Here is a 24699-nt window from a genome sequence, read left to right on the forward strand (position 1 = left end):
TTCTTTATAGAGAAGCTCGCGCGCGAGCGATGCTGGATCGTACCAGTGCAAATTTGCCATGTACAACCGGGATATGTGCAGGTCCAGACTGCACATTTGCATGATGATTGCGTTACTTGTGGAGAGGGACGTCAGACTTTGCGGCCCAGCACCTCACCAATACTGCGCCGTTTGGCGTGCAGTTCGCTGGCGTGGATCAGCTGTTCGAGGTCTTCGGTGGTGACGTCGAAGAAGGCCTCCAGATCCGCGAGGGCCAGTTTCAGGTCCTGGGCGGTGATCGCCTGGCTGTCTATGGGCGGGTGGTCGGCGGGCACCACGGCAACCGGCTCGCTGGCGCGTTTGGGGTAACGAATGCGCGTCAGATTGTTGTAGGCCAGGGCGCTGAGCAGCATGGTGAATGCGCTGAGCATCACCGGGCCGAGAGCTTTCCAGTCCAGGGCAATGGTCGCCGGGTCCGCCAAGACCAAAAGCAACGCCAACGCCCCCGCTGGCGGGTGCAGGCAACGCAGCCAGCACATCAGAATCAGCGCCATGCCGGCCGCCAGGCAAGCGCTGCCCAGCGTCCGGCCGAGGACGTGAGCCACCAACAGCGAGATCACGCCGGCGCTCAAGTAGCCGCCCAGAATCGACCACGGCTGGGCGAGTGCGCCGGAGGACACGGCGAACAGCAGCACCGCCGAGGCACCCAGCGGGCCGATCAGGTGCTGCGCCACTTCAATGCCGAACACCTGACTGCACAGCCAGACGCTGAACATCGTGCCCAGGGACATGCCGATGGCGGCGCGGCTCCATTCCGAGGGGCGGGTGTTGATGGCGGCAGGTAACCAGCGAGCGAGCATGAGGCGAACGATCCGTTGAAAAAATTGAGGCAAAAAAAAGGCTTAGCTGGGAAACCCAGAAAGCCCTTGAAGTTGTTCCAACTATTGGGGGAGGAACGGGGCACAGTGTGCCGTTCATTCCCGATACTGACAAATTCATATTAATGCACCTTTAGTGCATTAATTTTGCTGTATGGCCACTCGGCGTCCGCTCATGAAACACAGGAAACCACCCAGGGCGGTCAGCCCGCTCAGGGCATAGAACATGGTGGGTGCGGGTGTGTGCATCAACAGGAAGCCGCAAATCACCGGGCTCAGGGCACCGCCGAGGGCCGCGAGGTTCTGCGCGCCGTAGTAACTGCCGCGTAGTTCTTCCGGAGCCAGGGTGTCAACGAAGAGAAACTCGGCGGGGTAAATGATCATTTCACCCAGGGTGAAGATGAACATGGCCACGCACCAGGACACCAGGCTGTCGGCCAGGCTGAATCCGATCAGCCCGACAATGAACAGACTGGTGCCGCCAGCGATCCAGTAGCGCAGTTGTTCGCGTTTGAGGAAACGGCCGATCTGGTATTGCAGCAGGATCACGCTGATGGCGTTGCAGGCGAGCAGGGCGGCCATGGTTTCCAGGGCTCGCTTGGAGTCCTCGGTCACCAGCAGGTATTGCGACAGATACAGGGTAAACCGGCCGTGAACCACGGTGCTGAGCAAGCAACCGCAGGTGAACATGATCAGGGTGCGGTCGTTTTTCAGGGTGATCAGGGTCTTGAGAAAGCTTTGCGGTTGGCCGATGGCGGGCACCGGGGCGGCGTCTTTCGGGATCCCGCTCATCAAGAAGATACTGAAAAACGCGATGCCACCAGCGATCAGGAACGGCGCAATCGGATACACGCCAGCAATCACCACACCCAGCATCGGGCCGGTGGCGTAGCCGATGTTGGTCAGGGTGTAGCGCAGGGAAAAGGCCTTGGCCCGTTGGCCCACGGGCAGGTTTTCGCTGAGGATCGCTTTCGAGCCGATCAGGAACAGCGCCGAGGCGGTCTCGGTAATTACCAGGGTGAGGGTGGTCAGGTAGAGGTTTTCGGCGAAGGTCAGCAGCACAAAGCCGATGGCGCTGGAGAGCATGGCGAGGATCAGCAGCCGGCGCTTCTCGAGACGGTCAATGATGTAGCCGCCATAGAGTGCGAGCAGGGTGGCGATGAACACCGCGATGCCCAGCAGCAAGCCAACGTCCTGTTGGTTGAGGCCGAGTTTGTTGCTCAGGAACAACGTGAGCAACGGGCTGGTGATGGCGCGGCTGACGACGATGGTCAGCGAGCAGATCATCAACCGGCGGATAACGAGCGAGTAAGTGGCCACGGTAATGCAAATGTCCTTATTCAGATTCTGTAGTGTTCGGCGGGAGACCGTGGCGCTGCCATTCGCGAGCAAGCCCGCTCCCACAGGGAAATGCGATCAACTGTGGGAGCGGGCTTGCTCGCGAAGAGGCCCGCACTGACAGCGCAATTCTCAACTCAGCCACCGATCAAGCGAATGAACCGATTCAAGCGTTTCCAACTGCCACAACCGCCCGAGCAACTCTTCAGTCTGGTGCCGCGGCATCACCCGTGTCGCCAGGCTAAAAAACTTCAATTCCAGCGCCGCATCACTCAGCGGATTGCCCGGCGCCCCCAATGGCACCTCAACGCAAAGGCTCGCCTGTCGACCGTCCACGGTCCGCAGGCTCAGGACGGGCTCGCCATCCTCTGACAGTTGCGGGTCCACTTCAAGGCGAATGCGCGCCATCCATTGGGCAATCTGCGGATGGCTGCGCTGCGCTTCGTCATAGGCCTGTAGCCCGCAATGGCCATGGACCAGCCGCGCGGCGAGGGCATACGGCAAACTCATCTGCGCCGCCGCCAGCGAGTTCACCTCCTGGCCGCCGCACATGTCCCGTAGAAAACCGCACAGCGACACCTGAATGTCTTCGACCTGATCCGCGTTGACCCGCAGTTGATCCAGCAACAGGTCCAATGCGTCGATTGCCGAATGAGTCCCGCGGCATGAGGCATAAGGCTTGATCGAGCAGCGGGCGAGTTTCCATACGACGCCCAAGTCGGCATCCAGCGCTTCAGGTTGTGCCGTCTCAGCCGCCAGGGTCTTGAGGAACCCGCCCCAGACATCATCGAACAGCTTTGTCGGTCCAGTGATGCCGTGTTGGGCAAACCGCGCCGCGAGCAATCCGCCTTCCGCGGCGCGGCCGCTGTGAAGTTTTTTGCTTTGCGAACCGTCGTGGATAAAAGCCCACAGACCGCCACTGAAGCTGCCCGCAATGCCTAGCGCCGACAGAGTTTGCCCGGCATCCAGTCCGAGAATCCGTGCACTGGCCGCCGCCGCGCCGAACACCCCGCAGGTTGCGGTGGAATGCCAACCGGCGCCGTTATGAGCGGAGTAGCTGCCACAGGCTTCAAGCACCCGACGACCGATTTCGTAGCCGATCACCACCGCCGTGATCAATTCACGACCGCTAACAGGTTGTGCCGACATCGATACAGCGGCCATGACCGCCGGCAGCACCACCGCCCCGGAATGATCGCAGCCACCGGTGTCGTCGAGTTCCAGCGCATGGGCTGCGATACCGTTGAGCATCGCGGCCTGAGCCGCGCCGACCCGCAGATCGGTGCCCCAGACCAATGTGTTGCCCGCTTCACCCTCGAATATCAGGCGCGCCTGTTTGGCGATATCGCTGCCAGCCCCGGCCAGGGTCGCGCCGAAGGTGTCGAGAATGTGCCGTTTCGCTTGCGCCACCAACGTTGGAGGCAAGTCTTCGAATCGCGTATCGACGCAGAACTGCGCCAGTCGCTGCATGCGTTCCGTCATGACAGGTAATCCCGGTAATGGCGTTCATACACTGATGCTGGATGGTCCTCGGGCACTTGCGCCGCCGAATCCGCCCACCATTGCGCGACCTCGCCAGCCGTGGCGATCCATACGTCATCGTGCTGCTGAATGCCCTGAAGCAATTCGCGCAACACGCCAATCCGTCCCGGCGTCGCGATGATTTCCGGGTGCAGCCGTAGCACGTAGCAAAGGCCAAACCGGTGAAACCCGGCGAAGTCCATTTGCAGGTTGCCTAGCGTGTGGCTGTAGGAGGCGATCCGCGATTGTGCCGGCGGCACGGCCGGGCTTAGGTTGAAGGCGAAGTAGGGTTCGTCTTCCAGTTCGTAGTGCAACGGCAGTTCGATCACATCGGGCGCCGTGGGATGCGCGAACGGTAAATCGTCGCCGCGCCATGACGAAGACCAGCGAATGCCGTGGTCCTTCAGCGCCTCGATGAAACCCGGCGCACCGTTACCGGCCGGGAGGCGAAACCCCGTCGGACGCTGGCCAGTCAACGCGGTCAAGGCTGCGCAACCCTTAGCGATCTCGGCGCTCTGTTCGGCCAGATTGAGGGTGTCGTAGTTCTGGTGGCGATAACCGGCGCAGGCAATCTCGTGCCCACCGGCCTGAATTGCGCGGATGTGCTCGGGATTTTCCTCGGCGACGATGCCGGGAATGCACCAGGTGCTGGACACCCCCAGTTCTGCGAACAAACCCAGCAACCGATCAACACCGCGTTGGGTCCCGTAGCGCCACACGGACAAGGTCTTGTCGCGCCCGGCGACTTCCGGCGCTTGAGTCAGAATGCCGTGGATGTCGTTGTAATCGACGGTCAGCACCACCGCACAGCGATAGCCTTTGGGCCAGACAGTGGAATCAGCCATGGTGATGCTCCTTCAGCCACCACTGGGCGACATCGCGGCACGTGGCGAACCACACGTCGTCACGCTGGCGCATGTGTTCGAAGAGTTTTTCCAGCAACAGGATGCGTCCCGGTTTGCCGGTGATCTTGGGGTGGAACAGGGTGGTCAGGCACAACCCTTCATTCATGGCGCCGTCGTACTCGCGGCACCAGTTGTCGAGGGTCAGTTCATAGCTGGCGGTGCGGTCCAGTCCTGAAGGAAAGTCCGGTGCGCGGGTGTAGGCGATGGAGGCGTAGTCATCCATTTCCCAGCGGCCGGGGATTTCCACCAGCGGCGTATCAAAGCCCGGCACATTCACCAGGTACGGCCGGTCATCGCCGCGCATGCTGCTGGAGTACGTGACGCCGGCTTCCACCAGCATCGCCGGCGTCTCGGCTCGCCAATCGCCGGACGGGGTGCGAAAACCTTCGGCGCGGATATTCAGATGCTTCCAGAACACCTCGCGGGATGTGTTCATCACGTCCTTTTGCTGTTCCAGCGTCAGGGCGTAAAAGGATTCGTGTTTGTAGCCGTGATAGGCCACTTCATGCCCGCGCTCGACAATCGCCTGGCATTGTTTCGGCCAGTTCTCCACAACCCAGGCCGGCACGAAGAACGTCGTCGGGATGCGAAAGTCATCGAGCAAATCGAGAATCCGCGGCAGGGCCCGGTACGGCCCGTAACCACCGAAACCGAAGTACTCGGGCTTGCGCCAGATCGAGCCATTGAGCATGGCATCGCCGGTCGGGCCATCGAGATCGAAGGCCAGGGCGAGACAGGCCTTGTGCTGGTCGGGCCAGGTGGGTGGGGGTGAGGAGGACATCAGTGGCACTCCATGAATTCATAGGTAAAACACAAAACCTGTGGGAGCGGGCTTGCTCGCGAATGCGGTGTGTCATTCAACATCAATGCTGGCTGACAAGACCCCTTCGCGAGCAAGCCCGCTCCCACAATGGGCATCACTCAGGTGCTTACTTGCCAGCGTTGATGGTCACTGTCTTGATCGCGCCCAATTCCAGGTCCCACTTCTTCAGGATGGTCTGATAGCTGCCGTCATCGATCATGCTCTGCAACGCCACTTTCACCGCTTCACTCAGCTCAGGTTTTTTCTTGCTCACGCCCAGCCCGGTGAACTGCTCGGAGATCGGCAGGCCCACGGTTTTGTACATGTCTTTTTCCTGAGTCTTCAGGTACGACAAGGTCTCGCTGCCCTGCATGGCGGCATCGATACGGCTCTGACGCAATTGCGCGCGGGCATCGGCCGAGCCTTCGGTGCCGATCACGTTGATCGCAGGTTTGCCGGCGGCTTCGCAGTTGGCTTTGCTCCACTCGGCGATTTCCGCCGGGAACGTCGTGCGACGGCTGGTGCCGACTTTCTTGCCGCACAGGTCGATGATCTCGTTGAAATCCTTGTTCTTCTGCAAGGTGTAGAACTGCGGACCGCTGGTGAAGTAGTCGACGAAGGTCACGCTGGCCTGACGTTCGGCGGTATCGGTCATGCCCGACAGCACCATGTCCACTCGGTCAGTGGTCAAGGCGTTGATCATTTGCTCGAAGCCGGTTTCCTGCCATTTGATCTTCACGCCCAGACGCTCGGCCAGGGCATTGCCCAAGTCAACGTCCAGGCCGGTGAGGGTGTTGGTGGCCGGGTCCTTGAAATCCATTGGCGGGTAGTTCGGCATGATCGCAACCACGATCTCGCCTTTGGCCTTGATGCTGGCCGGCAGTTCGGCCGCGAAGGTGAAGCCGGAAGCCATAACGCCTGCGAGTACTGCTGGGATAACTATGTTCTTCATGGTCGTTCTCTTATGAGTGTTATTACGCAGCTCTTGGTTTCGGAGACTGGCGCTTAGGTTCGAACGGCAGAAATGAAGCTTTGGGTGCGTGGGTTTTGCGGACTTATTAGTATTTCTTCGGGGCTTCCAGCCTCCACGATCTGCCCGCCGTCCATGAACACCATGCGGTTGGAAACCTCGCGAGCGAAGCCCAGTTCATGGGTGACGACGATCATGGTCATGCCGGTTTGCGCCAGATCGCGCATCACCGACAGCACCTCACCGACCAGTTCCGGGTCGAGTGCCGAAGTGGGTTCATCGAACAACATCAGCTTGGGCCGCATGGCCAACGCACGGGCAATGGCGACGCGTTGTTGCTGACCACCCGAGAGTTCGATCGGGTAGCTGTTGCGCTTGTCGGCCAGGCCGACGCGAGCGAGCAATTCCACGGCTTCTTCATGCGCCTCTTTCGGCGAACGCTTGAGCACCTGGCACGGCCCTTCGATGATGTTTTGCAGCACAGTCATGTGCGGGAACAGGTTGAAACGCTGGAACACCATGCCGGTGGCCAGGCGCTGGCGGGCAATCTGCGACTCGTTGAGTTCGTGCAGTTTGTTGCCGACGACCCGGTAACCCACCAGTTCGCCGTCGACCCAGAGGCCGCCCTTGTCGATCTTTTCCAACTGGTTGACGCAGCGCAGCAAGGTACTTTTGCCGGAGCCGGACGGGCCGATGATGCACAGCACTTCGCCTTGATCGACTTCGATGTTGACGTCCTTGAGGGCGTGGAAATGGTCGTAGTACTTGTTCAGGCTCACGGCCTTGACGATGCTTCTCATGTCGGACTCCTCAAGAACGCTTGCCGGCGCCGCGAGCGAAACGACGCTCAAGACGGCTTTGACCGAAGGACAGGACGGTGACCGTGGCCAGGTACCAGATACCGGCGACGATCAAAAGCTCCATGACCCGGGCGTTGGCGTAGTAGATGTTCTGTGCGTTGTAGAGCAGTTCCGAGTACTGGATGACGCTCGCCAGGGAGGTCATTTTCACCATGCCGATGAACTCGTTGCCGACGGGCGGAATGATCACCCGCATGGCCTGGGGCAGGATGATCCGGCGCAGCGCTTGCAGGCGCGGCATGCCGATCGACTTGGCGGCTTCGTACTGCCCGGTGTCCACCGACAGCAGGCCGGCGCGGACCACTTCGGCGGTGTAGGCGCCCTGGTTGATGCTCAAGCCGAGGAGAGCGGCCACGAATGGCGTCATCAGGCTCACGGTGTCCATTTCGAACAGGCCGGGAATGCCGATGGTGGGGAAGATCAGCGCCAGGTTGAACCACAACAGCAGTTGCAGAATCAGCGGCGTACCGCGAAACAGCCAGGTGTAGGTCACCGCCACATAACGCAGGATCGGGTTGGCCGACATGCGCATGACAGCGGTAATCACCCCGAAGACGATGCCCAGGGCCATCGCCAGAACGGCCATGACGATCGTGTTGAGCAAACCCCACATGATTGCCTGGGAGGTGAGGAACTGGCCGATGTACGACCATTCGATCTTGCCTTCGGCGAAGGCCCGCAACAGGCCGAAAATCGCGATGACGATCACGGTGGCGAAGAAAATCCGCCCGTAGTAACGCCGTGGCACGTGGTGATACTGGGTGATATCGAACTGGTTGTCCGCCAGTTTGCGCTCCGCCTGGAGTCGTTCTGCCTGAGTCTGGCTCATGTTTTTTCTCCGTACGCTGGTATTTCAGGTCCAACTCAATCCCTGTGGGAGCGGGTTTGCTCGCGAAAGCGCTGGGTCAGGCAACATTGATGTCGACTGACCGGGCCTCTTCGCGAGCAAGCCCGCTCCCACATTGGTATTGCGGTGCCCCATGTATCAAAGGCGAAAGCCCTGATAGTTCTCGGTCCATTGCTGTTGGGCGGCGAGGGCGGTCTTCAAGCGGCCGATCTGCTCGCGCACCTGTTGCGGTGCCGTACCACCCCAGCCACTGCGGGCAGCGATGGCGGCTTCGAGGGTCAGGCTTTCGCGCACTTGCGAGGTCAGGCGTGGATCAATCTCGGCCAGCAGCGCCGGGGAGGCTTCCCACAACTCGATGTCGTGTTTCTCGCAGGCCTGGACCAGTGCGCCGGTGATTTCGTGAGCTTCCTTGAACGGCACGCCGCGCATGGCCAGCCAGTCGGCGACTTCGGTGGCGAGGGTGAAACCGAGCGGCGCCTGACGACGCAGCTCTTCGACGTTGACCTTCATGGTCGCCACCATCCCGGCCATGGCCGGCAGCACCAGGAGCAAGGTGTCGACGCTGTCGAGCACGCCGTTCTTGTCTTCGCTCAAGTCGCGGTTGTAGGACAGCGGCAGGGATTTGAGGGTGGACAGCAGGCCGGTCAAGTTGCCTATCAGGCGGCCGGCCTTGCCTCGTGCCAGTTCGGCGATGTCCGGGTTTTTCTTCTGCGGCATGATCGAGCTACCGGTGGCGTAGGCATCGTCCAGCGCGACCCAGCGAAATTGCCGCGACGACCACAGGCAAAACTCTTCGGCGAGACGGGAAATGTTGATCCCGAGCATGCTGGCGATAAACAGGAATTCGGCGACGTGATCGCGGCTGGCCACGGCGTCGATAGAGTTTTCGCACACGCCGCTGTAGCCCATTTCCTTGGCCGACTGCTGAGGCAGGCGAGCGATGGCGGAACCGGCCATGGCCGCCGCGCCCAGTGGCGACAGCGAGGTGCGTACATCCCAATCCACCAGGCGTTGCACATCACGCAGCATCGATTGGGCGTGGGCCAGCAAGTGGTGGGCGAATACGATCGGCTGAGCCTGCTGCAGGTGGGTGAAGCCGGGGCAGATGGTCTCGATGTGTTGCTCGGCCTGATCCACCAGCGCTTGTTGCAACGCGAGTACTTCCACCGCCAGGGTACGGACGTGATCACGCAGGAACAGGCGCAGGTCATTGGCGGTCTGGTCGTTGCGTGAACGACCGGCGCGCAGTTTGCCGCCCAGGGCACCGAGGCGTTCGGTCAGCAGGCGCTCGATGAAAGTGTGGACGTCTTCGTCGTCGAGGGTCGGGGCGATGCTGCCAGCGCGGAAATCAACGCCGATGCGCTCCAGGGCGTCGAGCATGGTCTGGGTTTCTTGCTCGCTCAACAGCCCGGCGCGCTGCAGTTCGCGGGCATGGGCCTTGGAACCGGCGAGGTCGTACGGGGTCAGGCGAAAGTAGCGCTCGGGGCAACGGGACAGGGCCGCCAGGGCTTCGGACGGGCCGCTTTTGAAGCGAGCACCCCAGAGACGGTCGGTGGTTTGAGACATTGTTGTTTTCCTCGTCGGTGAAGCGAACGGAAATCGGTGTGCCGGGCCTGGAACACTCGCCGCAAATCATTCGGGCGTGGTTCGGCCTAATCAATATTCAAGGGCAGGGGAATAGCGCAGTTGCATCGTTGCGAGAGCTGATCGAAGTGTCAGCTTTTAATAGTTCGAAATCAGTGAGTTGGCACTGATGTGCGGGATTTATTAACGGTTGCCAAGCCTGGTTTTCTGTGTTCATTATTATTGGCCAGCTATGTTTTTGTTGTTGGACACAGAGTGTTGAATAGGGCGCCAGAGGTAAATAAGCATTATGGAAACCCCACTTTCCAATTCCGGAAACCCGCCGCCGAAAACGGCACATCGAGCCCCGCTGACGCTCAGTGGTCTGGATTTCAAACTGCTCAAAGTGTTCAAGGCCGTGGTCGAGGCAGGTGGTTTCAGTGCGGCGCAGAACGAGCTGAATGTGGGGCTGGCAGCCATCAGCAAACAGATCTCCGACCTCGAGATTCGCATCGGCATGCGCTTGTGTACCCGTGGGCGCGAAGGCTTTCACCTGACTGAAGAGGGGCGTCTGGTGTATCAGGCGTCGATCGACCTGTTTGCCTCGGTCGATAACTTTCGTGATCGCCTTAGTTCAGCGCAGAATGAACTAATCGGTGATCTTGGAGTGGGAGTTATTGATAATACGATCTCCGATTCAAATTCACCGTTAGTTGCTGCGCTTAGAAGGATGAATGACGAATCGCCGAAAGTAAGGTTTCAACTACAGGCGTCTCAGTTAGATGAAGTAGAGCGCGGCGTAGTTGAAGGACGCCTGGTCGCCGGCATTGTGCCGGTTTATCAAAAACGTGAAGAGTTTGATTACTACGCGCTGTACGAAGAACGCTCCGAGGTTTATTGCGCGGTGGGTCACCCGCTGTTCGACGTGCCGGATGACGAAATGAGTAGTGACGTGCTGCGGGATTACGAGTGCATCAACCATCGCTACGCGATCCATCGCGACAAACTGAACTATGCCCGCTACGACAGCTTTTCCGCCTCGGCGACCCAGGTGGAAGCCGTGGCGCTGCTGGTCAAGACCGGCCGGTTCGTAGGTTTCCTGCCGCAGCACTATGCGGCTAACCTGGTCGCCCAGGGGCAGTTTCGCGCAGTGCGTCCGGACCTGATCAACATCGTCACGCCGTTCAATCTGATCCTGCGCCACAACACTGTGCGTAGCCCCCTCGTCAAGGCGTTTGCCCAGGCGTTGGGGGTCGATTTGAAGGCGACGGCCTGATGGCTTAATACATCCCCTGTGGGAGCGGGCTTGCTCGCGAAGACGGACTGATATTCAACATTGATGTTGGCTTTTAGGGCCTCTTCGCGAGCAAGCCCGCTCCCACAGGTTCTTCGCATGGGATCGCTAATGCATCACGAATTCAATGCCTCTTAATAGCAACTCCAAGATCAGCCGGGCCATGTTTCAGTTCATCTATCGCCGCGCTCGGCATGACAATTGACTTTCCCCGCCATGAACGGCAGCGTAACGGCCGATCAATTCTTTACCTTTCGTTTTGCCTTCCTTTTGTATTTTTATTCAAGGCCGTTTCGTTTGACTGACTTACCCGCTGTTGTTGCAAATACGCCAAAACCCAACCCGTTGACTCTGTATCTGGCGCGGTTGGCGCCGTCCAGCCAACTGACCATGCGTTACGTGTTGCAGGACGCCGCCGACCGGTTGGGTTTCGACGACATGAACATCGAGGAGATTCCCTGGCACGAGTTGCAGCCCGAGGATGTGATCGCGCTGGTGGCAACGCTGCGCACCGACGGCTACGCGCCGAACACCTCTTCGCTGTACGTCAACGCGGTGCGCGGGGTGATGAACGAAGCCTGGCGCATGAGCCTGATCAGTCAGGAGCACTTGCTGAAAATGCGCTCGGTCAAGGGCATTGCCGGCACGCGGTTGTCACAGGGGCGCAATTTGCGGCGCAGTTTGATCCAGGAATTGATGGAGGTCTGTGCCGCCGATCCCCGGCCACAAGGATTACGGGATGCCGCGATCATCGGTATTTTGTACGGTTCGGGGATGCGCAAGTCCGAATCGGTCAACCTGGATCTGAACCAGGTCGATTTCACCGAGCGCAGCCTGCAGGTCACCGCCAAGGGCAACAAGCAACTGATCAAGTACGCACCGGCCTGGGCGTTCGCCAAACTGGACGCCTGGCTGGAGTTGCGCCGCTCGCAATTGAAGGAGGGCGAAGTCGACGACCCGTTCCTGTTCAACCGTATCCGCCGCGGTAGTCACATCACCCGCGAGCGCATCACCAAACATGCGATCTACTACATCGCACGGCAACGGGGGGCGCAGGTCGGGGTGAAAATCATGCCGCATGATTTCCGGCGCTCGTTCATTACCCGGGTGATCGAGGAACACGACCTGTCGATCGCGCAAAAACTCGCTCATCACAGCAATATCCAGACGACGGCCAACTACGACGTGCGCGATGACAACGAGCGGCGGCGGGCTGTCGACCGCTTCGATCTTTGACGGATGGGTTCAGGCTTCGCTCAGGACATGCGCATGGCCGATTGTCGAGACATGAACCGCGCTCCCCGTGGGTGGCGCATACATGCCCGAACTGCGCACCATCAGTGATCGACCTGGCGGCGCCCCGGAAACCAGCGACTCCAACTCCACGGTCAACGTGCAGCTATTGCCGCTGAAATCCCGCTCGGTCACCACGGCGCGACACCCGACAGCCTCGGCGGGACCGGGCTGGATACTGACCAGCTGCAACTGTTCCGGCCGCAACATGATCTGCGCTGATTTGTTGTTCCTGTGATTGTTGACCGGTATCCGCCCCAGATCGCAATGGGCCCAGCCCGCTTCGATTCTGGCGGGCATGACCACCGCTTCACCGAGAAACAAGGCGGTTTGTTCGTCGTCGGGGTAGCGGTACAGGTCCAGCGGATGCCCCGACTGCACGAGCCGGCCCTGGCGCATTACCGCCAACTGATCGGCGAACGACAACGCTTCGCTCTGGTCATGGGTGACCAGGATGGTGGTGACACCTGCGTCGGCCAGCAGCCGCGCGACCAGTTTGCGCATGGCGGCGCGCAGGCCGGTATCAAGTGCCGAAAACGGTTCGTCCAGCAACATCAGGCGGGGCTGTTGCGCCAGGGCTCGCGCCAGCGCCACGCGTTGTTGCTGACCGCCGGATAGCTCGTGGGGCCAGCGCCCGGCCATGTTCGAATCCAGCGCAACGCTGTCCATCAATTCGGCGATGCGCTGTTGTTTTTCCAGGCCCTTGGTCGACAGCCCGAAGCCGATGTTGGCGCCCACGGTCATGTGCGGGAAGAGGGCGCCGTCCTGGGGCACATAACCAATCAATCGCTGATGCGCCGGCACCTCATGGGTGCTGTCGACGAGTGTCTGGCCATTGAGCGTCAGGCGGCCGGAGTCCGGGAATTCGAAGCCGGCGATCATTCGTAGCAAGGTGGTCTTGCCCGAGCCGGAGGGACCGACGATCACCGTTCGACTGCCGGTCGGCACCGACAGGCTGATGTCTTCCAGGGCTCGTTGGGAACCGTAGGTCTTACAGATCGAGTGCAGTTCGAGCGCGTTCATCGGCCAGCCGTTCGTTTGGATTGGTGATAAAGAAGCCCGGTCAACGGAAGCGACAGCAAAATCATCAGCAGGGCATAGGGTGCCGCGGCGGCGTAATCGATTTCGCTGGTCATCGCCCAGAACCCGGTGGCCAGGGTGCGCGTGCCGTTGGGGGCTAGCAGCAGGGTAGCGGTCAATTCGTTGGTGATCGCCAGAAACACCAGCGCGGCCCCTGCTGCGGCGCCGGGTGCGGCCAGGCGCAGGGTGATCAACCACAATGCCCGAGCGGGTGAGCGACCGAGGCTGCGGGCCATGTGTTCCAGTTCCACCGGTGCCTGGGCGATACCGGCGCGCAAACTCACCAGGGCGCGGGGCAGGAACATCAGCAGATAGGCCAGCAGCACCGTGATCGTGGTCTGGTAGATCGGCCGGGCGAACTGGATCGTGATCGTCACCAACGCCAGGGCCACGACAATCCCCGGTAACGAACTGGTGATGTAGTTACAGCTTTCCAGTATCCGTTGCAGACGTCCCGGTGAGCGAATCGACAGCCAGGCAATCGGGATGGCCGCCAGGGTAGTCAGGAGCGCCCCCGAGATGCCGAACAGCAGAGTCTGTTCCAGCGCCGGCAACAGCTCATTCAGTTGCCAGACGTGGGTGCCACCGGCAATCAGCCATTTACTCAGGGTGATCAACGGCACACCCAGCGCCAGTGCGCAGGTGACGACCAGCAACGTCAACGCGAGTACGGATGCCCCCGCCTTCAGGTGCACGATCCGCTGCTCTCGGGCACTTCCCGAACCGACCCGGGCATAACGCGCGTTACCGCGTGCGGCGGATTCGACGGTCAACATCATCAGGCAGCACAGTGCGAGCACACCGGCCAGCATGTGGGCGGCAGGGCCGTTGAAGGTGGATTTGAACTGATCGAAGATCGCCGTGGTGAAGGTGTCGAAGCGGATCATTGCGTACAAGCCATATTCGGCCAGCAAGTGCAGGCCCACCAGCAACGCGCCGCCGCAGATCGCCAGGCGCAATTGCGGCAGCACCACGCGACAAAATACCGCCCAGGGCTTCAGGCCCAAAGATACAGCGACATCTTCAATGGCTGGATCGAGCCGGCGCAGGGTCGCGGCAATCGGCAAGTAAAGAAATGGAAAATAGGCGATAACCGAGACCAGCACCCCGGCAAACAACCCATGAATCGGCGGCACCAGGCTGACCCAGGCATAGCTGTGAACGAAGGCCGGCACGGCCAAAGGCGCGGTCGCCAGCAACGACCACCAGCGGCGCCCCGGCACATCGGTGCGCTCGGTCAGCCATGCCAGCGCCACGCCGAGGGCGACGCACAGGGGAATTGTGATCACCACCAGCAACACGGTGTTGATCAGCAACTCGCCGACCCGTGGCCGGAACACCAGCGGTACAAGGGTGGCCCAGCCGGTCTCGAAGGACACGCCGATAACGAAGGCAATCGGCAGCAGCGCCAGCAATGAAACCAGCAGTGCCGAACCGATCACCCACGCGCCGCCACGTCCCGCAAAAACACCACGGGACCGTCGCCGCAAGTTCGCGGGTATCGCCTCGGCAACACCCGCCGGTAGGGTTTCAGGCATCAATTAGAGCAATCCGGCCTGAGTCATCAGCTCCACGGCTTTTTTACTGTCGAGTTTTGAGGCGTCGACTTTCGGCGCGTCAAGCTGCTGCAAAGGCGTCAGTTTCGGGTTGGATTCAGCGTTTTTGCCCACGGCGTATTCAAAGGAGTTGCCTGTCTTGAGGATGGCCTGGCCGTCTTTGCCGGTCACCCACTTGATGAACGCCTGGGCTTGGTCCTTGTGTTTGCTGGACGCCAGAACGCCACCGCCCGAGATGCTGACGAAGGCGCCGGGGTCCTGGTGTTTGAAGTAGTGCAATGCAGTGTTCTTGCTGTTTTCGCCGGTCTTGGCCTGATCGACGAAGCGGTAATAGTGATAGATCACGCCGCTGTCGATCTGACCAGCATTGACCGCTTTAAGCACGGTGCTGTTGCCACGGTAGGCAGTGAAGTTGGTTTTCATCCCTTTGAGCCACTCGAGGGTGGCGGCTTCGCCCTTGAGTTCCAGCACGGCAGCGACAATCGCCTGGAAATCGGCACCGGCGGGCGAAGCGCCCCAGCGACCTTTCCAGTTCGGGCCAGCGAGGTCCATCAGCGACTTGGGCAGCTCGGCTTCGGGCAGCTTGCTCGGGTTGTAGACGAATACGGTGGAGCGCGCCGCAATGCCCACCCATTTGCCATGGGCCGGGCGGTAAGCCGCATCGACCTGTTCCAGCGTGGCCGGCGCCACCGGTGCAAACAGCCCGGCATTGTCGACCAGCACCATGGCCGGTGAGTTCTCGGTCAGGAACACGTCGGCCGGGGACGCGGCGCCTTCCTGCACGATCTGATTGCCCATCTCGGTATCGTCGCCGTTGCGCACGGTGACCTTGATGCCGGTTTCCTTGGTAAAACCCTTGACCCAGGCTTTAGTCAGGCTTTCATGCTGGGCGTTATAGACCACGATGGCTTCGCCATGGTCTGCATACACCTGGCCGGCGCTTAACAGTGCCGTCACCAGCACTGCCTGTTTGAGAAAATAAGGGATGCGGGGAATCATGCTGGGGCAGCTCCTGATTTTTTAGAATCGTGCTCACAGACTCGACCGGGACGGTCGTCAATTATTGTAGGCCAATACGAATCATTTGCAGGTTTGAGGCGCGGCCAATCACTGGGCTGACGGACACCCTCTTTGTGTTCCGCCCGCTGCTTGGCTGATCAACGCGGCCAGCCGTTTGACGTTGTTCTGTTGTGCCGCCACCAGGTCATCGATGCTCGGCCCCGACGGCGTCTGCAAGGTGCTGCGGCACGAGACCAGCGAGTTGTCACTTTGGCCCAGATCGCGCAGGCGCCATTTGACGTCGATCAACCCGTATTGCCCGGGAATGGAATCAAAACGCTGCACATCCAGGCGCACGGAGATTTTGCGCTGCGGGTTGCTGTTGACCAGTTGATCGACCAGGGCGCTGCGCAGCTCATCCACCAGACTCGCGGCCCACCACTCGGTTTCAAGGATCGCCAGACCGCTGTTGCCCTGACGAATAACGATCTGCGGACGATCAACCTGGGGCGGCACACTGATCGCCTCGATCTGGATATCCGCAACAGCGGACTTTGAATGGCCGGCCAGTTGGGTCGGGACCAGGGTGTGGAATTGAATCGGATCACTGCGGCAAGCGGTGAGCAGTAACAGCGCGGTGACCAACATGATCTTTTGCGGAAAAGCCATGAGTATTGCTCCTGTGGTCAGTTGCGCGGTGGCGCCTGCAGATCCATTGGCGCGGCGTTGTTGGGACGCCCGCGGATCAGCGATTCTGGATGCCGTCCGAGATAATCCGAGAGCTCACGCAAGGAGCGTGACATGCGTCCGAGTTCGTCTAGGGTCTGGGTTAACTGTTCCCGTTGCGGAGAGTCTTCGGCCAAGGTCGAACTGGCCGATTGCAGGGTTTTGCTGACGTCCGCCAGGGTGGTCTGTACGCCGGGCAGGGTCTTGGCGTTGAATTGCGCCAAGCCTTTGCGCAGTTCGACGAGGTTGCTGTCGAGGTTGCCGGCGATGCGCTCGATCGGCAGTTGGTTGATCTTGTCGACCATGCCCTCCAGTTTTTCCTGCAACTGCTCGAGGCTGCCAGGAATGGTTGGAATAGAAACCGGGCGGGCGGTTGGATCGAACACGACTTTCTCCGCTTTGGGATAGAAGTCGAGCGCGATGTACAGCTGACCGGTCAACAGGTTGCCGCTACGGGCCTGGGCCCGCAGACCGTTGTCGATGAAGGTGCCGATCAGGCGTACGCCCGCGGCTTCGTCTTCAGGGTCATGTTTCAGGACCTGGAGCATTTTGATGTGGGCCTGTCCGAGCCGTTGCGGATAGATCACGATGCCGACATTGACCGGGAAACTGCGTTTTTTTGCGTCGAAATCCAGAACGACCGACACGACCCGGCCGAACTCGATGCCAAGGAATTCGACCGGCGCACCGACCCTGAGCCCACGCAAGGCCTGATCGAAACGCAAACTCAAGTATTGCGGCTTGCCGGCAGGCGGGGCGAGAGCGGTTTGCTGATCTTCGAACAGGTCGAAGTTTTTTTCCTCGGAGGCCAGTTGATCGTTGGGGCTGTATTCCGGGGCGCGGAAGGCAATACCGCCCACCAGGATCGATGACAGCGACTCGGTTTTCACCGAAAACCCGTTGGCACCGACATTCACGTCGATCCCGCTGGCATTCCAGAACCGGGTGTTTTCAGTGACGAAGGCATCGTTGGGCGCGTGGATGAACACTTCGATGTTCACCCCTTTACCGTCGGCGTTCAGGGCATAAGACACGACCTGACCGACCGGAATCTTGCGGTAGTAGACCGGGGAGCCGATATCCAGCGAACCCAGGTCCTGGGTATGCAGGGTGAAGCGCTTGCCCGGTTCGCCATAAGTAATGGGTGGCGGGTTTTCCAGACCGGTGAAGTTCTTCGCGCGAGCATCGGACTGGCCGATATCGGCGCCGATGTAATCCCCGGACAGCAGGGTATCGATACCGGAAACCCCGCCCGCGCCGATACGCGGGCGCACGACCCAGAATTGCGAGTCTTCGCGGGTAAAGCTTTCCGCCTGTTTAGCCAGTTTGATGGTGGCGTTGACGCTCTTCTGATCGTCGCTCAGTTCCACGTCCGACACCTGGCCGATCACCACGTTGCGGTATTTGACCTCGGTCTTGTTGGCGGTCAGGCCACTACCGGTCTTGAAGGTGACGGTGATGGTCGGGCCTTCCTGCATGATGCTGTGGATGACCAGCGAGATGCCTACCAGTACGGCCACAATGGGCACGATCCACACCAATGAAACACTGAAACGGCGGGTCTTGATTGGGGCCTGCCCGGGGGCTTGCGGCCCGTCAGTGGCTTGCGACTTCATCCATGACCTCCTCGTTTGGTGGTTTTTTATCCCGCGTTCCATCCCGCTCTTTTTCCCAGATCAGCCGCGGATCGAAACTCATCGCCGACAGCATGGTGAACACCACCACCAGGCCAAAGAACAGAATCCCCGAACGTGGCTCGATATCGCCCAGGGCCTGGAACTTGACCAGCGCCGCCACCAGGGCGACGACAATCACATCCAGCATCGACCAATAACCGATGAGCTCGACGAAACGATAGAGCTTGGAGCGCTCTTTGCGCGCCCATGAGCTGCCGCGCTGCACGGTGACCAGCAGCAGCGTCAGGGCGACGAACTTGATGCCCGGCACCGCGATGCTGGCGATGAAAATAATCAGGGCGATGTCCCAGGCGCCGTGCTGCCAGAACTCCAGCACACCGCCCATGATGGTGCTGTCGGCGCCACTGCCGAGCATGGTGGTGTTCATCACCGGCAGCAGATTGGCCGGGACATAAAACACCAACGACGCCAGCAGGTAGGCCCAGGTTCGGGTCAGTGAATCCGTTTTGCGTCGATGCAACGGCGCACCGCAACGCTCACATTCGTGCGGCTCATCGGTCATGTCACAAGCCAGGCCGCAGCTGTGACACAGGCACAGGTTCAGATCGCTGGCCACCGGTGGCGTATTCATTGGAGGTCCCACAGATCACGGATATCGCGCCCGGCGATTCGGATCATCATAAGGCTGAGGACGGCCAGGGCAAACAGGCCGATACCCGGCAGCACGTCCAGCAGGCCGGCGAGTTTGAACACCGCCACCATGGCACCCAGCAGGCAGACTTCCAGCATGCTCCAGGGGCGCAGGGTTTCCAGCCAGCGCATGCAGAACCGAAAGCCCGGCGAGCGCTGGCGGGCGAGGGCGAAGCTCAGGACCCAGATCAGCAGCACCAGCTGGAAAAACGGCGCGATGATGATGGAAATAGCCGCCACCATCGCAATGAACGTGATGGGCCCATGACTCAGGGCCAGCACCGAATCCCAGAGCGTGGCGCTGTTTTTCAGGCCTTTGAGGCTGATGCTCATGACCGGATAGAAATTGGCGAACGTCCACAACACCGCCGCCGTATACGTCAACGCCAGGCGCTGTTCCACCGACAAGCCGTTGTAACGCTGAAGCACGCCGCCGCAGCGTGTACACAGGGTTTTCTGATGTTTGGCGAGCGTGACTTTTTCATACACGCAGTCGCAGTGCTCGCAGATGATCAGCTGTTCAGTCGTTGCCATGGGCCGAGCTCGACAGGAGGCAGGAAGTGATGAGCACTCCCTCAATATAGAAGTGCCTCGCGATTGAGCAAATCGAAAGGAACAAACGACTGATCGACCGCGTTATCACTCTTCGCGAGCAAGCCCGCTCCCACACTGGATTTTCAGCGAACACAGTCTTTGTGAACGACGCAGATCCAATGTGGGAGCGGGCTTGCTCGCGAAGGCGTCCTGTCAGACAGCCAAAGACTTCCTGATCAACCCAGCAACTCGCGCAAGCGATACCAGAACATGCCCAGGGCCAGCAATGGCGAACGCAACGCACGACCACCGGGAAAGGTCATGTGCGGCACGGCGCTGAATACGTCGAACCCTTGGCTGTGCCCGGCATGGATCGCTTCCGCCAACAGCTTTGCGCACCAGTGGGTCACGTTCAGGCCATGGCCGGAGTAGCCCTGGGCGTAGAACACGTTCGGATGCTGGCTCAGGCGTCCGACCTGCGGGAAGCGATTGGCAGAGATGCCGATCTTGCCGCCCCATTGATAGTCGATGCGTACATTGGCCAGTTGCGGGAAGACCTTGAGCATCTGTGGCCGCATGTAGGCGCCGATGTCCGCCGGATCGCGCCCGGAATAATGGCAGGCGCCGCCGAACAACAAGCGTCGGTCCGCCGATAGCCGGTAGTAATCCAGGCCGACTTTCTGGTCGCACAGCGCCAGGTTCTGCGGGATCAATTGCGCTGCAACTTCGGGCGCCAGAGGTTCGGTGGCAATGATGTAGCTGCCCGCCGGAAGCACCTTGCCGCTCAGGTGCGGTTCGAGTTCTTCCAGATGGGCGTTGCAGGCCAGTACCAGGCTGCCGGCGCGCACCGTGCCACCGGCACACCGCACCTGCACGGTACTGCCATGGATCAACTCCAGCACCGGGCTCTGCTCGAATATCTGCACACCCAACGATTGCGCGAGCCGCGCTTCGCCGAGCACCAGATTGAGTGGGTGCAAGTGACCCGAGCCCATGTCGATCAGGCCGCCGGCATAGACGCCGGAGTCCACCACTTGCTGTCGGATCTGCTCAGGCCCGACCAGCCGGGTTTCGTGGGCGTAGCCCGACTCGGCCAAGCCTTGCTGCTCGACCTTGAACGCAGCGAACTGCGCCGGGGTGTTGGCCAGCTCGCAGAAGCCCCAGCGCAGGTCGCAATCAATGTCGTGCTCACGGATGCGATTGCCCACGACCTCCACCGATTCGATCCCCGCGCGCTCGAGATAGCGCACGCCTTCCTCACCGACATGCCGGGTGAAACCGCTGACGTCATGGCCAATGCCGCGGATCAACTGCCCGCCATTGCGCCCGCTGGCGCCCCAGCCAATCCGCCGGGCCTCCAACAGAATCACCGAAAGTCCGCGCTGAGCAAGTTCAATGGCGGTGTTCACCCCGGTGAAACCGCCGCCGATCACGCAGACATCGGCCACCAGGTCCGCTGCCAGTGTGGGGTAGGGCGTCATTGCGCTGGCCGACGCGGCGTAATAGGACTGAGTATGTTCGTTGCCGTACTGATTCATTTGTTGGACTTCACTTTGCTCCAGGAACGGGTCATCAGACGCATGATCGCCTGGGGCGGGGTGGTCGAAATGTAGAGTTTGTCGAGGACTTCCTGAGGTGGATAAACCTCGGGATTGTTCACCAGTTCGGCGTCCATGTACTGCTTGGACGCCGGGTTCGGGTTGGCGTAACCGACCGAGGCGCTGACCTTGGCAATCACTTGGGGGTCGAGCAGATAATTGATGAACGCGTGAGCTTCTTTGGTGTTCCCGGCATCGGCGGGAATGGCCAGCAAGTCGAACCACAGGTTGCTGCCTTCCTTGGGAATTGCGTAGGCAATGTTCACACCGTTCTTGGCTTCCTTGGCCCGGTTCGCGGCCTGGAACACATCCCCCGAGTAACCGAAGGCGACGCAGATGTCACCGTTGGCCAGGTCCGAGACGTACTTGGACGAGTGGAAGTAGGTGATGTAAGGACGGATGGTCAGTAGCTTGGCTTCAGCCTTCTTGAAGTCCTCGGGGTTTTCGCTGCGCGGGTCCATGCCCATGTAGTTGAGCACCGCCGGGAACACTTCATCCGCCGAGTCCATCATCGACACGCCGCACTGGCTGAGTTTTTTCAGATTCTCCGGTTCGAAAAACACCGCCCAGGAATCGATGCGATCGATGCCCAGCACTTGCTTGACCTTGTCGACGTTGTAGCCGATGCCGTTGGTGCCCCACAGGTACGGCACCGAATGCTCGTTACCTGGATCGTTTTTCTCCAGCAACTCCAGCAGTTTCGGGTCAAGGTTCTTGAAGTTGGGCAGCTGCGAGCGATCCAGCTTCAGGAATGCGCCGGCCTTTACCTGACGGGCGAGGAAGTGGTTGGACGGCACCACCACGTCATACCCGGTGCGCCCGGCGAGCAGTTTGCCTTCCAGGGTTTCGTTGGAATCGAATACGTCGTAGGTCACCTTGATCCCGGTTTTCGCCTGGAAGTCGACGAGGGTGGTCTCGCCGATGTAATCGGTCCAGTTGTAGACACTGACAGTGGGCTGGGCCTGCGCAACGGCGCTGAACAACAAGGCCAGCGCGACCGGAGCCACGGATTTCAATAGACGCATAACGACACCTCTTGGAATTATTGGATTTTTCAGGTGATTGTTTGGTGTTCACTATCCCTGTGGGAGCGGGCTTGCTCGCGATGGCGGCCTGTCAGTCAACGGAGATGTTGAATGTGCCGGCCTCTTCGCGGGCAAGCCCGCTCCCACAGGGGATGTGTGATGCCATGGGGGAGCGAGGTTTCTAAACGCTGAGCAGCAAGAACTCACGCTCCCAGGAACTGATCACCCGCTTGAAGTTCTCGTGCTCGGCGCGCTTGACCGCGACATAACCGCGGACGAATTTGCTGCCCAGATAGCGCGATACGGTTTCGCATTCCTCCATCTGCGTCAGGGCATCTTCGATGGTGATCGGCAGGCGCAGGTTGCGGCGTTCATAAGCCCGGCCCTGTACCGCAGCGCTCGGTTCAACGCGTTCGACCATGCCCAGATACCCGCACAACAAACTGGCCGCGATCGCCAGATAAGGGTTGGCATCCGCCCCCGGCAAGCGGTTTTCCACGCGCATGGCGTCCGGGGTGGACGTCGGCACGCGCAAGCCGACCGTGCGGTTTTCTTCGCCCCACTCGACGTTCACCGGTGCCGAGGTGTCCGGCAGGAAGCGGCGGAACGAATTGACGTTGGGCGCGAACATCGGCAGCACTTTGGGGATGTATTTTTGCAGGCCGCCGATGTGATGCAGGAACAGCTCGCTCATCTGCCCGTCAGCAGTGGCGAAGATCGGCTGGCCGGTGGCGATATCCACCACACTCTGGTGAATGTGCATCGCGCTGCCAGGCTCGTCGCCAATCGGTTTGGCCATGAACGTCGCCGCGACGTTGTGCTTGAGCGCCGCCTCACGCATGGTGCGTTTGAACACGGTGATTTGGTCCGCCAGGTCCAGTGCATCGCCGTGACGGAAGTTGATTTCCATCTGCGCCGGGCCGTCTTCGTGGATCAGTGTGTCGAGGTCCAGGCCCTGCAATTCACACCAGTCGTAGACGTCTTCGAACAGCGGGTCGAATTCGTTGGCCGCGTCGATGGAAAACGACTGGCGACCACTTTCCGCCCGGCCCGAACGGCCCATCGGTGCCTTGAGTGGCAAGTCCGGGTCTTCGCAGCGCTGGGTCAGGTAAAACTCCATTTCCGGAGCGACAATCGGCCTCCAGCCTTTGTCGGTGTACAGCTGCAGGACTTTCTTCAGCACGTTGCGCGGCGACAGCTCAATCGGGTTGCCGAACTTGTCGAAGGTGTCGTGGATCACGATGGCGGTCGGCTCGATGGCCCATGGAATCACGTAGACCGCGTCGGCCACGGGTTTGCAGACCATGTCGATGTCGGCCGGGTCGAGCAGGTCGTAGTAGATGTCGTCGTCGACAAAGTCCCCGGTTACCGTTTGCAACAGCACACTTTCCGGCAGGCGCATGCCTCGCTCATGCAGGAACTTGTTGGTGGGTGCGATTTTGCCGCGTGCAATGCCGGTCAGGTCGCTGACGACGCACTCGACTTCGGTAATCTTGTGATCTTTCAGCCACGTGAACAGCTGATCGAAAGGGACATTCATAAAGACCTCGTTATTGGTTTTATTAACGCCGGGGAGGGTGGCTTCATCCACCACACACTTCCCCTGAGACGCGTTGACGACTATCTTGGGCGAGCCTTGCGGTTCCATCTATCCACTTTCAGCAGCACCAAAACGCACCAAACGAGTGCGTAAGGTCTTTCATGACAACGTGCAACTCCTTGCAAGTCCAAGCCTTCAACACCGCCGACGTGGCCGATCAAGTCCGCGCCACGCCTGGTTGGGTACAGCATTACCAGCAGATGTCGCCGGGGCATTTTGCCGGGTTGGTGCGCTATCTGGACCTGCAAGGTGTGGAGATTTACGAGGAGCACATGAACACCCGGGTCGAGCAGAATTTCAGCGCCCCCGAAGGCTCGCTGGCGTTCTGTTTCGATCGCAGTGACAACTCGCTGTATGTGCTGAACGGGGAAAGCCGCAACATCTGGATCACCCCGGAGAACTACCAGGAAATCGCCGTGGTGTTCGGCCCGGCGTTCGTTCAGCGTCACGGCTTGAATGTCGCGCGGCTCGAAGGTCTGTTCATGGCACCACTGAATTCGGGCCAAAACGCGTTGTTCAGCCGCTGGCTGAGCGGCACGTTGACCCGCTTGACGCAGACGCTGGACCCGCCCAGCAAAGAGGCGCTGACCCAGCAGTTGCTGGAGGACTGTTTGTTCATCCTCGACAACGCCTGTGTCTGTCTGGATCGCGGCGGTCTGCAGCGTCGCGCCGAAGAGCGAGCCGTCATGAAGCGCATCGGCGAATGGGCCGCCGATGCGCCGGAAGAAACCCTGAATCTGCTGCAATTGTCCCAAGTCGCCGGGGTTTCACTGCGTCAGTTGCAACACGCGTTCAAAGCCTATACCGGCATGACGCCGACCCATTGGCTGCGCCTGCGTCGCCTCAACAGCGCCCACCGTGAACTGCTCAGCCGTTCGGCGACTGAAACCACCGTGGCAGAAGTGGCGATGCATTGGTCGTTCTGGCACCTGGGGCGGTTTTCCAGCAGTTATCGAGCGCTGTTCAAGGAATTGCCGAGCGAAACGCTCAAGCGCAAACGCTAG

22 protein-coding genes are annotated in these 24699 nt (G+C 60.3%); 3 read left to right on the forward strand and 19 right to left on the reverse strand.

The window, feature by feature from the left end:
• Positions 1-131: 131 nt before the first annotated feature.
• From ACA055_RS14085 to argH, 9 genes are all read right to left on the reverse strand, one after another.
• Positions 132-839 (reverse strand): HPP family protein, encoded by a 708-nt coding sequence (locus ACA055_RS14085; protein ID WP_497684194.1) that lies wholly within the window; start codon positions 837-839, stop codon positions 132-134.
• Positions 840-998: 159 nt separating this feature from the next.
• Positions 999-2177 (reverse strand): MFS transporter, encoded by a 1179-nt coding sequence (locus ACA055_RS14090; RefSeq protein WP_497684195.1) that lies wholly within the window; start codon positions 2175-2177, stop codon positions 999-1001.
• A 150-nt stretch (positions 2178-2327) separates the two neighbouring features.
• Positions 2328-3677: an MmgE/PrpD family protein gene (locus tag ACA055_RS14095; protein ID WP_497684196.1), complete on the reverse strand. Its 1350-nt coding sequence runs from the start codon at positions 3675-3677 to the stop codon at positions 2328-2330.
• Complete coding sequence (locus ACA055_RS14100; RefSeq protein ID WP_497684197.1) at positions 3674-4561, reverse strand: polysaccharide deacetylase family protein; 888 nt, start codon at positions 4559-4561, stop codon at positions 3674-3676. Before ACA055_RS14100 ends, ACA055_RS14095 begins: the two co-directional genes overlap by 4 nt.
• Positions 4554-5402 (reverse strand): polysaccharide deacetylase family protein, encoded by an 849-nt coding sequence (locus tag ACA055_RS14105; RefSeq protein WP_497684198.1) that lies wholly within the window; start codon positions 5400-5402, stop codon positions 4554-4556. Before ACA055_RS14105 ends, ACA055_RS14100 begins: the two co-directional genes overlap by 8 nt.
• A gap of 148 nt (positions 5403-5550) precedes the next feature.
• Positions 5551-6375, reverse strand: coding sequence for an ABC transporter substrate-binding protein (locus tag ACA055_RS14110; RefSeq protein WP_497684199.1), 825 nt, complete (start codon positions 6373-6375; stop codon positions 5551-5553).
• 53 nt (positions 6376-6428) lie between these two features.
• On the reverse strand, positions 6429-7193 hold the full coding sequence (locus ACA055_RS14115; RefSeq protein WP_497684200.1) for an amino acid ABC transporter ATP-binding protein: 765 nt from the start codon (positions 7191-7193) through the stop codon (positions 6429-6431).
• A gap of 10 nt (positions 7194-7203) precedes the next feature.
• The gene (locus ACA055_RS14120; RefSeq protein ID WP_497684201.1) at positions 7204-8082 is read right to left on the reverse strand and encodes an amino acid ABC transporter permease; all 879 of its coding nucleotides are present in this window, start codon (positions 8080-8082) and stop codon (positions 7204-7206) included.
• A 156-nt stretch (positions 8083-8238) separates the two neighbouring features.
• Positions 8239-9666: an argininosuccinate lyase gene (gene argH / locus ACA055_RS14125; protein ID WP_497684202.1), complete on the reverse strand. Its 1428-nt coding sequence runs from the start codon at positions 9664-9666 to the stop codon at positions 8239-8241.
• 307 nt (positions 9667-9973) lie between these two features.
• Here argH and ACA055_RS14130 point away from each other — a divergent pair, with 307 nt between their 5' ends.
• On the forward strand, positions 9974-10939 hold the full coding sequence (locus ACA055_RS14130; RefSeq protein WP_497684203.1) for a LysR family transcriptional regulator: 966 nt from the start codon (positions 9974-9976) through the stop codon (positions 10937-10939).
• 408 nt (positions 10940-11347) lie between these two features.
• Entirely contained in the window at positions 11348-12193 is an 846-nt protein-coding gene (locus ACA055_RS14135) for a site-specific integrase (protein ID WP_497684410.1), read from the forward strand.
• Positions 12194-12202: 9 nt separating this feature from the next.
• On the opposite strand, the gene ACA055_RS14140 is transcribed toward ACA055_RS14135, so the two are convergent.
• The 10 genes from ACA055_RS14140 to ACA055_RS14185 form a co-directional block, all read right to left on the reverse strand.
• Entirely contained in the window at positions 12203-13273 is a 1071-nt protein-coding gene (locus ACA055_RS14140) for an ABC transporter ATP-binding protein (RefSeq protein ID WP_497684204.1), read from the reverse strand.
• Entirely contained in the window at positions 13270-14868 is a 1599-nt protein-coding gene (locus ACA055_RS14145; protein WP_497684205.1) for an ABC transporter permease, read from the reverse strand. The genes ACA055_RS14140 and ACA055_RS14145 overlap by 4 nt, the downstream gene beginning before the upstream one ends.
• 3 nt (positions 14869-14871) lie before the next feature.
• Entirely contained in the window at positions 14872-15885 is a 1014-nt protein-coding gene (locus ACA055_RS14150; protein WP_497684206.1) for an iron ABC transporter substrate-binding protein, read from the reverse strand.
• Positions 15886-15993: 108 nt separating this feature from the next.
• A complete protein-coding gene (locus tag ACA055_RS14155; protein WP_497684207.1) occupies positions 15994-16554 on the reverse strand; it encodes a PqiC family protein in 561 nt (186 codons plus the stop codon).
• A gap of 17 nt (positions 16555-16571) precedes the next feature.
• Positions 16572-18227 (reverse strand): PqiB family protein, encoded by a 1656-nt coding sequence (locus ACA055_RS14160; RefSeq protein ID WP_497684208.1) that lies wholly within the window; start codon positions 18225-18227, stop codon positions 16572-16574.
• Positions 18208-18879 (reverse strand): paraquat-inducible protein A, encoded by a 672-nt coding sequence (locus tag ACA055_RS14165; RefSeq protein WP_497684209.1) that lies wholly within the window; start codon positions 18877-18879, stop codon positions 18208-18210. Before ACA055_RS14165 ends, ACA055_RS14160 begins: the two co-directional genes overlap by 20 nt.
• Positions 18876-19472, reverse strand: a complete 597-nt coding sequence (locus ACA055_RS14170; RefSeq protein WP_497684210.1) for a paraquat-inducible protein A — start codon at positions 19470-19472, stop codon at positions 18876-18878. The genes ACA055_RS14165 and ACA055_RS14170 overlap by 4 nt, the downstream gene beginning before the upstream one ends.
• Before the next feature lie 236 nt (positions 19473-19708).
• Entirely contained in the window at positions 19709-21010 is a 1302-nt protein-coding gene (locus tag ACA055_RS14175; protein WP_497684211.1) for an NAD(P)/FAD-dependent oxidoreductase, read from the reverse strand.
• On the reverse strand, positions 21007-22095 hold the full coding sequence (locus ACA055_RS14180; protein ID WP_497684212.1) for a polyamine ABC transporter substrate-binding protein: 1089 nt from the start codon (positions 22093-22095) through the stop codon (positions 21007-21009). Before ACA055_RS14180 ends, ACA055_RS14175 begins: the two co-directional genes overlap by 4 nt.
• A gap of 181 nt (positions 22096-22276) precedes the next feature.
• Entirely contained in the window at positions 22277-23635 is a 1359-nt protein-coding gene (locus ACA055_RS14185) for a glutamine synthetase family protein (RefSeq protein WP_497684213.1), read from the reverse strand.
• Positions 23636-23796: 161 nt separating this feature from the next.
• On the opposite strand from ACA055_RS14185, the gene ACA055_RS14190 reads away from it, so the two are divergent.
• Positions 23797-24699, forward strand: a complete 903-nt coding sequence (locus ACA055_RS14190) for a helix-turn-helix domain-containing protein (RefSeq protein WP_497684214.1) — start codon at positions 23797-23799, stop codon at positions 24697-24699.

The organism is Pseudomonas sp. LBUM1657 (assembly GCF_059716075.1).

Excerpts from the sequence above, each read along its gene's own strand:
- ACA055_RS14085 (WP_497684194.1), bottom strand. The coding sequence starts at position 839 with ATGCTCGCTCGCTGGTTACCTGCCGCCATCAACACCCGCCCCTCGGAA.
- ACA055_RS14095 (WP_497684196.1), bottom strand. The coding sequence starts at position 3,677 with ATGACGGAACGCATGCAGCGACTGGCGCAGTTCTGCGTCGATACGCGA.
- ACA055_RS14100 (WP_497684197.1), bottom strand. The coding sequence starts at position 4,561 with ATGGCTGATTCCACTGTCTGGCCCAAAGGCTATCGCTGTGCGGTGGTG.
- ACA055_RS14105 (WP_497684198.1), bottom strand. The coding sequence starts at position 5,402 with ATGTCCTCCTCACCCCCACCCACCTGGCCCGACCAGCACAAGGCCTGT.
- ACA055_RS14110 (WP_497684199.1), bottom strand. The coding sequence starts at position 6,375 with ATGAAGAACATAGTTATCCCAGCAGTACTCGCAGGCGTTATGGCTTCC.
- ACA055_RS14115 (WP_497684200.1), bottom strand. The coding sequence starts at position 7,193 with ATGAGAAGCATCGTCAAGGCCGTGAGCCTGAACAAGTACTACGACCAT.
- ACA055_RS14120 (WP_497684201.1), bottom strand. The coding sequence starts at position 8,082 with ATGAGCCAGACTCAGGCAGAACGACTCCAGGCGGAGCGCAAACTGGCG.
- argH (WP_497684202.1), bottom strand. The coding sequence starts at position 9,666 with ATGTCTCAAACCACCGACCGTCTCTGGGGTGCTCGCTTCAAAAGCGGC.
- ACA055_RS14130 (WP_497684203.1), top strand. The coding sequence starts at position 9,974 with ATGGAAACCCCACTTTCCAATTCCGGAAACCCGCCGCCGAAAACGGCA.
- ACA055_RS14135 (WP_497684410.1), top strand. The coding sequence starts at position 11,348 with ATGCGTTACGTGTTGCAGGACGCCGCCGACCGGTTGGGTTTCGACGAC.
- ACA055_RS14140 (WP_497684204.1), bottom strand. The coding sequence starts at position 13,273 with ATGAACGCGCTCGAACTGCACTCGATCTGTAAGACCTACGGTTCCCAA.
- ACA055_RS14145 (WP_497684205.1), bottom strand. The coding sequence starts at position 14,868 with ATGCCTGAAACCCTACCGGCGGGTGTTGCCGAGGCGATACCCGCGAAC.
- ACA055_RS14150 (WP_497684206.1), bottom strand. The coding sequence starts at position 15,885 with ATGATTCCCCGCATCCCTTATTTTCTCAAACAGGCAGTGCTGGTGACG.
- ACA055_RS14155 (WP_497684207.1), bottom strand. The coding sequence starts at position 16,554 with ATGGCTTTTCCGCAAAAGATCATGTTGGTCACCGCGCTGTTACTGCTC.
- ACA055_RS14160 (WP_497684208.1), bottom strand. The coding sequence starts at position 18,227 with ATGAAGTCGCAAGCCACTGACGGGCCGCAAGCCCCCGGGCAGGCCCCA.
- ACA055_RS14165 (WP_497684209.1), bottom strand. The coding sequence starts at position 18,879 with ATGAATACGCCACCGGTGGCCAGCGATCTGAACCTGTGCCTGTGTCAC.
- ACA055_RS14170 (WP_497684210.1), bottom strand. The coding sequence starts at position 19,472 with ATGGCAACGACTGAACAGCTGATCATCTGCGAGCACTGCGACTGCGTG.
- ACA055_RS14175 (WP_497684211.1), bottom strand. The coding sequence starts at position 21,010 with ATGAATCAGTACGGCAACGAACATACTCAGTCCTATTACGCCGCGTCG.
- ACA055_RS14180 (WP_497684212.1), bottom strand. The coding sequence starts at position 22,095 with ATGCGTCTATTGAAATCCGTGGCTCCGGTCGCGCTGGCCTTGTTGTTC.
- ACA055_RS14185 (WP_497684213.1), bottom strand. The coding sequence starts at position 23,635 with ATGAATGTCCCTTTCGATCAGCTGTTCACGTGGCTGAAAGATCACAAG.
- ACA055_RS14190 (WP_497684214.1), top strand. The coding sequence starts at position 23,797 with ATGACAACGTGCAACTCCTTGCAAGTCCAAGCCTTCAACACCGCCGAC.